This is a genomic window from Arthrobacter sp. C2 (genome assembly GCA_024207135.1).
GTDB lineage: Bacteria > Actinomycetota > Actinomycetes > Actinomycetales > Micrococcaceae > Paeniglutamicibacter.
The window spans coordinates 4,153,540-4,164,840 of the sequence record CP042428.1 but is presented as its reverse complement, the minus strand read 5'-3'; the positions used below and the strand labels follow the sequence as shown (position 1 = coordinate 4,164,840).

The 11,301-nt window shown below is 64.5% G+C and carries 11 protein-coding genes and 1 tRNA gene; 5 read left to right on the top strand and 7 right to left on the bottom strand.

Annotation, left to right across the window (positions count from 1 at the left end; genetic code table 11):
• The first annotated feature begins 105 nt into the window (after positions 1-105).
• Positions 106-603 carry a DUF2505 domain-containing protein gene (locus tag FPY90_RS19040; protein ID WP_498682784.1) on the top strand — a complete coding sequence of 166 codons (498 nt, stop codon included), beginning with the start codon at positions 106-108 and terminating at the stop codon, positions 601-603.
• Positions 604-881: 278 nt separating this feature from the next.
• Positions 882-2,234: a Na+/H+ antiporter NhaA gene (nhaA, locus tag FPY90_RS19035; RefSeq protein ID WP_498682782.1), complete on the top strand. Its 1,353-nt coding sequence runs from the start codon at positions 882-884 to the stop codon at positions 2,232-2,234.
• Positions 2,235-2,326: 92 nt separating this feature from the next.
• Here nhaA and sufU read toward each other — a convergent pair whose 3' ends face one another.
• The 4 genes from sufU to FPY90_RS19015 form a co-directional block, all read right to left on the bottom strand.
• Positions 2,327-2,776 (bottom strand): Fe-S cluster assembly sulfur transfer protein SufU, encoded by a 450-nt coding sequence (gene sufU, locus FPY90_RS19030; protein ID WP_071215505.1) that lies wholly within the window; start codon positions 2,774-2,776, stop codon positions 2,327-2,329.
• Entirely contained in the window at positions 2,773-4,116 is a 1,344-nt protein-coding gene (locus tag FPY90_RS19025; RefSeq protein ID WP_498682780.1) for a SufS family cysteine desulfurase, read from the bottom strand. Before FPY90_RS19025 ends, sufU begins: the two co-directional genes overlap by 4 nt.
• 327 nt (positions 4,117-4,443) lie before the next feature.
• Positions 4,444-5,028, bottom strand: a complete 585-nt coding sequence (pth, locus tag FPY90_RS19020; RefSeq protein ID WP_498682778.1) for an aminoacyl-tRNA hydrolase — start codon at positions 5,026-5,028, stop codon at positions 4,444-4,446.
• 22 nt (positions 5,029-5,050) lie between these two features.
• Positions 5,051-5,632 carry a 50S ribosomal protein L25/general stress protein Ctc gene (locus FPY90_RS19015; RefSeq protein ID WP_498682777.1) on the bottom strand — a complete coding sequence of 194 codons (582 nt, stop codon included), beginning with the start codon at positions 5,630-5,632 and terminating at the stop codon, positions 5,051-5,053.
• 270 nt (positions 5,633-5,902) lie between these two features.
• Between FPY90_RS19015 and FPY90_RS19010 the strand changes: the two genes are divergently transcribed.
• Positions 5,903-7,024 (top strand): glycosyltransferase, encoded by a 1,122-nt coding sequence (locus tag FPY90_RS19010; protein ID WP_498682776.1) that lies wholly within the window; start codon positions 5,903-5,905, stop codon positions 7,022-7,024.
• 80 nt (positions 7,025-7,104) lie between these two features.
• Here the strand turns inward: FPY90_RS19010 and FPY90_RS19005 are convergent, their stop codons facing one another.
• The 3 genes from FPY90_RS19005 to FPY90_RS18995 all read right to left on the bottom strand — a co-directional run bounded on the left by FPY90_RS19005 (position 7,105) and on the right by FPY90_RS18995 (position 9,772).
• Positions 7,105-8,085 carry a ribose-phosphate diphosphokinase gene (locus FPY90_RS19005; RefSeq protein WP_071215501.1) on the bottom strand — a complete coding sequence of 327 codons (981 nt, stop codon included), beginning with the start codon at positions 8,083-8,085 and terminating at the stop codon, positions 7,105-7,107.
• 46 nt (positions 8,086-8,131) lie between these two features.
• The gene (gene glmU, locus FPY90_RS19000) at positions 8,132-9,604 is read right to left on the bottom strand and encodes a bifunctional UDP-N-acetylglucosamine diphosphorylase/glucosamine-1-phosphate N-acetyltransferase GlmU (protein ID WP_498682775.1); all 1,473 of its coding nucleotides are present in this window, start codon (positions 9,602-9,604) and stop codon (positions 8,132-8,134) included.
• Between the two features lie 96 nt (positions 9,605-9,700).
• Positions 9,701-9,772 (bottom strand) — tRNA-Gln (locus FPY90_RS18995).
• Positions 9,773-9,924: 152 nt separating this feature from the next.
• Between FPY90_RS18995 and FPY90_RS18990 the strand changes: the two genes are divergently transcribed.
• Entirely contained in the window at positions 9,925-10,578 is a 654-nt protein-coding gene (locus FPY90_RS18990; protein ID WP_498682774.1) for a TetR/AcrR family transcriptional regulator, read from the top strand.
• Between the two features lie 102 nt (positions 10,579-10,680).
• Positions 10,681-11,271, top strand: coding sequence for an acyltransferase (locus FPY90_RS18985; RefSeq protein WP_498682772.1), 591 nt, complete (start codon positions 10,681-10,683; stop codon positions 11,269-11,271).
• Positions 11,272-11,301: the final 30 nt, after the last annotated feature.

Genomic DNA, 11,301 nt, shown 5'->3' with positions numbered 1-11,301 from the left:
GGGGTGCGCCATTCAAGCGTACCGCCGCGCGCGCCCATGCCCGGTACGCTGGTGGGGTTGCAAGAACATTTGGTTCGGCCAATCTATTTTACGGAGTTTTGCCCCATGGCCCTTAACGCCACCACTGATTTGATCCATGCCCCCGAGGCCGTCATTGCCACGCTGGCAGACCGCGACTTCGCCGAGCACCTGACCGGTTTGGTTGGCGGCACGCTGAAGAGCTTCGAGGTCGCCGGCGACACCGCCGCGGCGTTCACCCTGACCACGGTGCGCACCCTGCCCACCGACCGGGCCCCGGAAATCGCCCGGAAGTTCGTCGGCCAGACCGTCGACGTCACCCAGGTCGAGTCCTGGTCCGCCCCCGCCGCAGACGGCTCGCGCCAGGCCACCTTGAAGGTCACCGTCGGATCGCTGCCGGTCTCGGTCGCCGGCACCGAGTCGCTGAAGGCCACCGATGGGGGCTCCGCACTGGGCGTGGAAGCCACCGTGTCCTCCTCCATCCCGTTCGTGGGCGGCAAGATCGCCTCGGCCGCCGAGCCGTTCATCTCCAAGGCGCTGGCGCTGCAGGGCGCCAAGGTGTCCTCCTGGATCGAACGCGTCTAGGGATCGGGCCAAACCAATCCGCCGATTTCTTCGGTGGGCTGGTGCCCTCCCCGGGACCGGTGCGTGCGTGCCCGTCAAGGCATGTCAGGCACCGGTCCTGTCGTCTTCCACGACTACCCCGGCGACGCAGCCGGCGGCCACGAAGCACCCTGTTTTCAAGGTCATGCGGTTGCCTCGGTGTGCATCGGGACACGTTTAGGCGTTAGTGTAGTTCTTGGTGTGCCGGGAAGTCTGGTCGGCGATAACTTCAGCGTCCCCGAAATGAAACGAAGTAGACCATGAGCCAAACCCCCACACCCACGCCGAAATCCAAGACGGTTTTTGGCCCCGGCAGTTACGCCGAGTCCCTGCGCATCGGGGAGATCCTCCGCAAGGAGACCGTTGGCGGCCTCGTATTGATCATCGGCGCCGTCGTGGCGCTGATCTGGGCCAACTCCCCCGCATCCGACAGCTACTTCGCCCTGCGCGACTTCACCATCGGTTTCCAGGCCTTCGGCATCGACCTGAACCTCTCCCTCGGCCACTGGGCCGCAGACGGCCTGCTGGCGGTGTTCTTCTTCCTGGTCGGCTTGGAGCTGAAAAAGGAATTCGTCGCCGGGGACCTGCGCGACATGAAACGTGCCATCGTCCCGGTGACGGCGGCCTTCGGCGGGGTGCTGGTCCCGGCCCTGATCTTTGCCGCCCTGAATGCTTCCACCGGCGGGGAAACCCTGCGCGGCTGGGCCATCCCCACCGCCACCGACATCGCCTTTGCGGTTGCGGTGCTTGCGGTCATCGGGTCGAACCTGCCCTCCCCGCTGCGCATCTTCCTGCTGACGCTCGCGGTGGTCGATGACCTGATTGCCATTGTCATCATCGCCTTCGTCTTCACCGATGACTTGCGCCCGCCGTACCTCCTGATGGCGATCGCGCCCATCGGCCTCTACGCATTCCTCACGCACATGTGGCCGAGGTTCTTTGCCGCGAACCTCTGGGCACCCTGGGTCATCCTGTTGCCGCTGGGCATCGCGAGCTGGGCTCTGGTCTTCGGCTCGGGCATCCACTCGACCATTGCCGGCGTTGTCCTGGGCTTCTGTGTCCCGGTGCTGCGCAAGAACAAGCATGAAATCGACAAGCCGGGCCTGGCCGAGCAATTCGAGCACCGCTTCCGCCCGCTCTCCAGCGGTTTCTGCGTCCCGGTTTTTGCGTTCTTCTCGGCCGGCGTGGCCGTCGGTGGCGCCGAGGGCTTCGCCTCGGCCCTGGGCGACCCGGTGCTCTGGGGCATTGTCTTCGGACTGGTCTTCGGCAAGCCCATTGGCATCCTGGGCGCCACCTGGCTGGTGACCCGGTCGTCGAAGGCCAACCTGGATCCCGACACCAAGTGGGGCGACCTCCTGGGCGTGACGTTCCTGGCCGGAATCGGCTTCACCGTGTCGCTGCTGGTCTCGGAGTTGTCCTTCGGCCTGGCTTCGCCGCACTACGACCATGCCAAGGTCGCGATCCTGACAGGGTCCCTGCTGGCAGCGATCCTCGGCACAATCTGGCTGCGGCCACGCGACCGCCGCTACCGCCAGGTGAACGAACGCGCCGCCAGGGACGAGAACAAAGACGGCATCCCGGATGTTTTCCAGGCTCCGGAGAACAACGCCTAGCCCGACTGCGCACGAACAAGGGCCGGGTTGGCGGGCCACAGGATCTCCTGCGGCCCGCCAACCCGGCCCTTTGCCATACGGGGGCGTGGCTCCTAGCCGTTGGCGGCCAACAGGGCTGCCTCGGCGGCCACCCAGGAGAGCATGGCGCACTTGACCCGGGCGGGGAACTTGGAGACCCCGGCAAAGGCCGCTCCGTCGCCCAGGACTTCCTCGTCACCGGCCCGGGATCCGCGCGAGCGCATGAGCTCGCGGAACTCGTCGAGGATGACCATGAATTCATCCCGTTCAATGCCTTCGGCCATCTCGCTGAGCACCGAGGCCGAGGCCATCGAGATCGAACAGCCGTCCCCCTCCCAGGAAACGTTCTTCACGGTGCTGCCCTCAAGCTGGATGCGCAGGCGGATGTGGTCACCGCACACCGGGTTGTGCTGCATCGATTCGCCGCTGGCCACGCCCTCGGGCGCCTCGACCAACCCGGCACCGTGCCGGGCCTTGGCATGGTCCAGGATGATTTGTTGGTACAGCTGGTCCAGATCGCTCATTTGCCGACTCCGAAGTATCCGCGCACATCGGACACCGCGTTGAGCAGGCGGTCGATGTCGCTGGTGGTGTTGTAAAGGTAGGTGCTGGCACGGGTGCTGGAGACGACGCCCAGCGCGCGGTGCAGCGGTTGGGCACAGTGGTGCCCAACCCGCACGGCCACGCCGCGCGAGTCCAGGAACTGGCCCACGTCGTGCGGGTGCACGCCTTCGACGACGAAGGGCGCGGTACCGATGCGGGCTGCCCCCCGGTCCGGGCCCAGGACGCGCACGCCGGGGATGGCTCCCAGGCCGGTGAGCATGCGCTCGCCCAGCAGTTCCTCCCAGGCGGCGATGCGGTCCATGCCGACCTCCTGCAGGTAGGAAACGGCGGTGGCCAGGGCGTGGGCCTGCGAGATCCGTTGGGTGCCGGCCTCGAAGCGCATCGGGGCGGGCAGGTATTCGGCCTTCTCCATGGTCACCGAGGTGATCATGGAGCCTCCCGTGAGGAAGGGCGGCATGGCGTCCAGCAGCCCGGCGCGGCCGTACAGCCCGCCGATCCCGGTGGGGCCGAGCATCTTGTGCCCGGAGAACGCCATGAAGTCCACGTCGAGCTTCTTGACGTCCACCGGCAGGTGCGGGACCGACTGGCAGCCGTCAAGGACGGTCAGCGCTCCGACGTTGCGGGCCAGTGCCACCAGTGCGGGGACATCGGTCACGGTGCCCAGGACGTTGGAGACATGGGTGAAGGCGAGCACCTTGGTGGCCGGGGTAATGATCTTCCCGGCCAGGTCCATGCGCAAGGCACCGGACTCATCCACGGGAATGTACTTCAGGGCGGCGCCGGTGCGCAGTGCCAATTCCTGCCACGGGATCAGGTTCGCGTGGTGCTCGAGCTCGGTGACGACGATCTCGTCCCCGGCGCCCAGGGCAAAGGCCCGGGCGGCTTCTCCCCCGAGGCCGGCACTGGCGTTGCCGAAGGAATAGGTTATGAGGTTCAGCGCCTCGGTGGCGTTGGAGGTCCAGATGACCTCGTTGTCCTTGGCGCCGATGAAGCCGGCGACATCCGTGCGGGCCTGCTCGAAGACGTCGGTGGCCTCGACGGCCAGCGAGTGGGCTCCGCGGTGGACCGCCGCGTTGAAGTTCTCGTAGAAGTGCTGTTCGGCTTCGTATACGCAACTTGGTTTTTGCGAGGTGGCCCCGGAATCCAGGTATGTCAGCGGAACACCGTTGACGCTGCGCCCCAGGATGGGGAAGTCGGCCCGCAGTCGGGAGACCTCCACGTCATCCAGGTGCCGGGGAAGGGTATCTTGCGTCGTGGGCGAAGCACTGGACACGTTGGGATCCTCCGAAGGTTGTTCCATGCCGGATGTGCCCGCGGGTGCATCCTCGCCCGTCGGGCGGCGGTCTTCGCGGGCCGCATCTTGAATACGGCATCATTTGCTTCGCTAATTCTCCCACGTCCTGGCCCCCAAGGCATATAAGTGGACCCTTACCACTGCACCACGGGGCCCGTTCCCGGGCACAAAAAAGAGGTCGGCAGCGGGTGGGGGGTGGCCCAGTCTCGGAGGCCTCCCGCTGCCGACCCCTCGATTTGGGGCCGAAACGGCACTAGAACAGTGTACGAGTCGCAAGATCGTTGACCAAATTGCGGAAATCACGCAAGATGTTTCGCCGAACCATTCACGTTCTTATGGCGCAACATGGAACTTGCGCTGCGCCACTTCCAGCCCGTGGGCCACCAATTCCTCCACGGCGTCCGCCGCCGTGTCGGTCAGGAACGGAAGGTCCTTCTTTTCATCCTTCGAGAAGTCCTTCAACACGTAGTCCGCGGTTTCCATGCGGCCCGGGGGCCGCCCCACGCCCACGCGCACCCGCAGGTAGTCCTTGGTGCCCAGGGCCTTGGAAATGTCGCGCAGCCCGTTGTGCCCGCCCTCTCCCCCGCCGAGCTTGAGCTTGACGGTGTCGAAGGGGATGTCGATCTCGTCGTGCACGGCAATGACGTGGGCGGGGTCGATGCCGAAGAACTTCGCAAGGTTGGCCACGGGGCCGCCCGAGAGGTTCATGTAGGTCATCGGCTTTGCCAGGACGAGACGGGGGCCGCCGATTCCCATGCGCCCCTCGAGGATCTGGGCGCGGGAGGCGTGCGTCTTGAACTTCCCCCCGAGTCGGGAGGCCAGTTCGTCGAGGACCATTTGGCCAACATTGTGCCTGTTATGCGCGTAGCCGGGCCCGGGGTTGCCGAGCCCGGCTACAAGCCAGGTTTCTCTAGTCATGCGAGAACCAATATGAGGATGATTACTCGGCGGAAGCTGCCGACGCTGCATCCTCTTCGGACTCGACTGCTGCGGCGTCGATGGTTGCAACGACGACGTCGGCTTCGATGGCCAGTGCGGTGCCCTCCGGGAGGATCAGGTCCGAGGCGAGGACCTGGGTGCCTGCCGGCAGGCCGGCGATGTTGGCAACAACGTGCTCCGGCAGTGCAACGGCTTCTGCTTCGACGGCGATGACCGGGTGGTCAAGCGACAGGGAGGAACCGGCGGTCAGGTCGCCCTGGATGAGGACGGAAACCTCAACGATGACCTTTTCGCCCTTCTTGACGATCAGCAGGTCAAGGTGGTCGACGGTCTGGCGCAGTGCGTGGCGCTGGATGTCCTTCACCAGGGTGATGGTGTCTTCGCCCTCGACCGAGATGTTCAGCAGGGCGTTGGCGCCACGAACGGCAAGGGTGGTTGCGGCGACCGGGAGCAGGACGCGGACCGGGTCGGTGCCGTGGCCATAGATGACTGCCGGGATCTTGCCGGCGCGGCGTGCCTGGCGTGCGGCACCCTTACCGAAGTCGGTGCGCAGTTCGCCGTCAAGCTTGATGGTGTTAGCCATGGTGTTCTCCTGTGGAAGATGATTGATTGTTTCCTGCCCCGCTCGGGCCTAGAAGCATCATCATCCGATTCCTGCGAAGGAGAAGGACGCTAAGTGCGTTTCTAGCCTCGTCGATAACGGCCCTCCATTTGCATGGAGTTCCCTCGCCTGGGCACAAGTAAATATTTTAGCAGATGGATTGCGTGGCCCCGATTCGAGTGTCAAATACGCTGTTGGGACGATATTTCCGCACGTAGCGTGGGTAATGAGGTACTTATGGAGGGAATACCCATGCGCACGAGCTTTCTTGAGCGTTCCATGTCGGTCCTGCCGCTGCCCGCAATCCGTGGCAACCGCAGCCATGGCCAGAATCAGGAACCATCACCCCCGCGTCAGCCCCGGTTCCAGGACCAGGATGGCGATCGCGCCCGCCGATATCTCATGGTGGCCACGTCCGGCGGTCACATTGAGGAGGCACTGCGGCTCAGGGAGCGGTTGTTTGGCCCCAACGACGCCGTTGAATGGGTCACGCATCCACAGGCACAGGTTGGATTCCCGTCAGGGGAAGTCGTACACCGGACACCCTACATCGGTCCCCGCGAGGCTCGGAAGGCAATCCAGCAATTGCCCCAGGCCCTGGCGATACTTCGGAATAGGGAAATTTCCGGTGTCGTCTCAACCGGGGCAGCGATCGCGTTGCCCTTCCTGATGGCGGGCCAGCTGTTGGGCCTTGACTGCCATTACATCGAAAGCGCAGCCCGGGCCGCCAGTCCAAGCCTTACTGGAAGGCTGGTTTCGCAGCTGACCCACAGCCGGCTCTACACGCAGTACCCGTCCTGGGCGAACAAGCAGTGGACCTACGGGGGATCGATTTTTGATGCCTACTGCGCAGTGCCCACCCCATCGCTGGAGCGCATCGACAAGGTCGTGGTCACACTGGGGACCATGCAAAAGTATGGGTTCCAGCGGGCGGTAGAAGCGATTCAGCGATCTTTGGCCGAATTGGGAGGCGCCAGGCCCGAGATCCTGTGGCAAACGGGGTGCACCCAGGTGGGCGATTCCGGCATTCGCGCCCGCGAAGCGGTGCCGGCTTCCGAGCTTCGACAGGCTGTCGGCGAAGCAGACCTGGTGATCGCCCATGGCGGCGTGGGCTCGGCGTTGATGGCCCTGGAATGCGGCAAGGCACCGCTGCTTTTGCCGCGTTCGCACGAAAATCACGAGCACGTGGATGGGCACCAAAAATGGATAGCCCAAGAGCTGTCGCGCCGCTCACTTGCCATCACCTGCGATCCCGATTCGCTGAGCGCCAAATACATGGTGGCTGCCACGAGCGGAATGGTGGTTGCCGCCAGTGCTCCACCCTCTTTCCTTCTGGATGCAAGGCCTCGGGAAAACCTGCGAATTTCTGCCTGAGGCAAAGCGCTGGATAAAGGTGTGGCCCTCCTCCCCGGCCGGGAATGAGGGCCACACGATTGCGGTTTGATACCAGCAGGTTAGGCGTCGCCGTCAAAGAGGCTGGTGACCGAGCCGTCCTCGAAGACTTCCTTGATGGCGCGGGCCAGCAGGGGTGCGATCGAAAGCACGGTCAGGGTCTCGAATCGCTTGGATTCCGGGATCGGCAGGGTGTTGGTGACCACGACCTCGCGGGCACCGGACTCGGCCAGGCGCTGCGCGGCCGGGTCGGAGAACACCGCGTGCGTGGCGGCAATGATGACGTCCTTGGCACCGGCGTCCTTGAGGACCTTCACGGCACCGGCAATGGTTCCGCCGGTGTCGATCATGTCGTCGATGAGCACGCAGGTGCGGTCCTTGACCTGGCCCACGACGGTCTTGGAGACTGCCTGGTTCGGGACGGTCAGGTCGCGGGACTTGTGCACGAAGGCCAGCGGGGCGCCGCCGAGGCGCTCGGCCCACTGCTCGGCCACGCGGACGCGACCGGTATCCGGGGAAACCACGGTGACCGGGTCGTCGCCGACAACTCCGCGGATGTAGTCCGCGAGCAACGGGATGGCAAAGAGGTGGTCGACCGGACCGTCGAAGAAGCCCTGGATCTGCGCGGTGTGCAGGTCAACGCTCATGATGCGGTCCGCGCCGGCAACCTTGAACATGTCAGCGACCAGGCGGGCGGAGATCGGCTCGCGGCCGCGCCCCTTCTTGTCCTGGCGTGCGTAGGGGTAAAACGGGGCCACCACGGTGATGCGCCGGGCCGAGGCACGCTTCATGGAGTCGACCATGATCAGCTGTTCCATGAGCCAGTTGTTCAGCGGGGCCGGGTGTGCCTGGATGACGAAGATTTCCTTGCCACGGACGGACTCGCCGGAGCGGACGTAGATCTCCCCGTTGGCAAAGTCGTAGGCACTCATCGGGAGCAGCTCGGTGCCCAGCTCCGCGGCCACCTCTTCGGCAAGCTCCGGGTGGGCACGCCCGGAAGCCAGCACCAGCTTCTTATCGACGTTATAGCTTAGTTCGCTCATGGGATCGCTTTCTCACTCAGACGGGGATCGGAAATGATGTGGAGGGTTACTTGACCTGGTCCGCGGACTCGGCGGCTGCGCCGGAATCCAGTGCGGACCTGAATGCGGCCTCCGCGGCGGCGGAACCGGGACGCTTGGTGATCGTCCAGCCCTCCGTGTTGCGTTGCGGGGCCACGGATAGGGCAAGGGCCCCGGCCGGAACGTTCTTGCGGACGATGGCACCGGCACCGGTGTAGGCGCCGTCCCCGATGGTGACCGGGGCGACAAACACGGTGTTGGAGGCGGTGCGCACGTGCGATCCGATGACGGTGCGGTGCTTGTTGACGCCGTCGTAGTTGGCGGTGATGTTGCCGCAACCGATGTTGGTGTATTCACCGATTTCGGCATCCCCGGCGTAGCCCAGGTGCGAGAGCTTGGACCCACGGCCGACCGTGATGTTCTTGGTCTCGTAGAAGGCGCCGATCTTGGCGTCGGGGCCGAGGTTGGTCTTGGGCCGCAGGTAGGCGAAGGGGCCGACCGACGAGCCTTCGGCAATGGACGAGTCGGTGACGTCCGAGCGGACGATCTTGGCTCCGCGGCCGACATGAGTGTTGACCAAGGTGGTGTCGGGGCCGATGACCGCGTCGGTGCCGATCGCGGTGCTGCCGTGGAGCTGGGTCCCGGGCTTGATGGTCACGTCGTTGGACAGGGCCACGTCGACGTCGATCCAGGTGCTGTCCGGATCAATGATGCTCACCCCGGCGCGCATCCACTTTTCCAGGATGCGGCGGTTCATTTCCTTGCCGAGCGCGGCGAGCTGGACGCGGTCGTTGGCGCCCTCGACCTGCCAGGCATCCTCGGTCACGACGGCCGCGACCCGTCCCCCGGTGGAGCGGGCAATGCCCAACACGTCGGTCAGGTACATTTCGCCCTGCGCATTGTCGGTGGTGACCTCGGCCAGTGCAGAGCGCAGCACCTGCGCATCGAAGGCGTAGATGCCGGAGTTCACTTCGCGGATGGCGCGTTCGGAATCGCTGGCATCCTTGTGCTCGCGGATGCCGGTGACGGTCCCGTCCTCGGCGCGCAGGATGCGGCCGTACCCGGTGGCATCCTCAAGCAGTGCCGTGAGCACGGTGACGGCGTTGCCCTCGCGGTCGTGGGCGGCAACGAGTTCGCCAAGGAGTTCGGTGGTCAGCAGCGGGACGTCGCCGTAGGTGACCACCACGGTGCCTTCGAGCGCCGGATCCAGCTTCTCGAGGCCCTGCTGGACGGCTCGGCCGGTGCCGGGGATTTCGTCCTGGTCGGCGATGATGACATCGGGCTTGATCTGCAGAAGGTGCTCAACGACGCGTTCGCGCTCAAAGCGGACCACGGCAACGAGCGTTTGGGGCTGGAGTCCCTCTGCCGCGGCCAGCGCGTGCCCCACCATGGAACGGCCACCGAGTTCGTGCAGGATCTTGGGTTTTGCCGATTTCATTCGGGTTCCCGCCCCTGCGGCGAGAACGATGACAGCGGCTGGTGCGTTGGCGTGAACGCTCAAGATTGGTACTCCCTGTACATTGGCTAGCCGGACCGGCCGGGCCAGGCCTCACCATTCTATCCCGGGAAAATTCCCGGAAATTCAATGAGTGATGTGTTCCGCCCATAGGATTCGAACCTATACTCCACAGCTCCAAAGGCTGGGGTGCTGCCATTACACCAGGGCGGAATGTGCGTTGAGCTCGCCTCACCGGCACAGTGAACTATTCTGCCACGACTGGGGCCATGGATGCGACTTGGACAAAGGTGCGTGTCAGTCCTCTTGTCACAGCTCTGCGACTAGGCCTCGTTTAGGCCATACCTGTGGTTACCATGATCACTATGAGCCCCACCGCACGCCCACGCACGCGCATGACCGGAGTACAGCGCCGATTGCAGCTGATCGACATTTCACGCCATCTCTTCTCCATGCGAGGGGTCGACGGGACCACGATCGAGGAAATTGCCCGAGCCGCAGGCGTGTCGAAACCCGTGGTTTATGAGCACTTCGGCTCGAAGGAAGCGCTCTACATGGAAGTGGTCACCAACGAATACCGGGAGCTGCTGCACCGGATCACGGAGTCGCTTTCCGGCGAGGAGGATTCCTCGCGCGTGCTCCTGGAAAAGGCGGCGCTGGCGATGCTGACCTATATCGAGGAGTGCACGGAGGGTTTCCGCATCCTGGTGCGCGACGCCCCGCCGTCCCAGCCCGAAGGCACGTACTCCACGTTGTTGACCAAGGTGACCGAACAGGTCGAGCACATCCTGGCGGACGAATTCACCCACCGGGGATTCAGCGCCGAGGACGGCTCGATCTACGCGCAGATGCTCGTCGGGATGGTCGCGATGACGGCGCAGTGGTGGCTGGATGCCAGGCACCCGGACAAGCGGACCGTCGCCGCCCACGTGGTGAACCTTGCCTGGTACGGCTTGACCGGACTGCGCAAGGACCCGGGACTGCGGGACATCGGCCCTGACACCACCACGGCCGAATAACCGGTTTCCCCCCGGCTGGCCCTTGCATTCCGTCGACTCCCTGCCGCATGGTTGGAAAAAGGCGGAAGCAGATCGCGTGATACATACTCTGGGGGAATGTAAATGAACCACATTGAGCCGAGCGCCGATGTCGCAATCGACGCAATGATCGGCGCTGGAACGAATATCTGGCATTTGGCCCAGGTCAGGGAAAATGCCGTGGTGGGCAGCGAATGCAATGTCGGCAGGGGCGCCTACATCGGACCCGGCGTGCGTTTGGGCGACCGCTGCAAAATACAAAACTACGCCCTGGTGTATGAACCGGCGGTCCTCGCCGATGGCGTTTTCATTGGTCCTGCCGTGATACTGACCAACGATCTCTTCCCCCGCGCCATCAACCCGGACGGCACCTTGAAAGCCGCCTCGGACTGGGAGATGGTCGGAGTCAACATCGGGACCGGGGCAGCCATCGGAGCCGGAGCCACCTGTATCGCACCATTGAGCATCGGAAAATGGGCGATCGTGGCTGCGGGATCCGTGGTGACCAAGGACGTCCCGGATTACGCCATGGTTGCGGGGGTACCGGCACGGCAGATTGGTTGGGCGGGAGAGGCCGGCCATCCACTGCGACCGGAAGAGGACTGGTGGGTGTGCCCCCGCACAGAGCGCAAATACCTTGTGCACAACGAGGTTCTCCGCCCTGTGGCACCCTAGCTTTCTCGCCGGCCGCACGACGCGGGATTG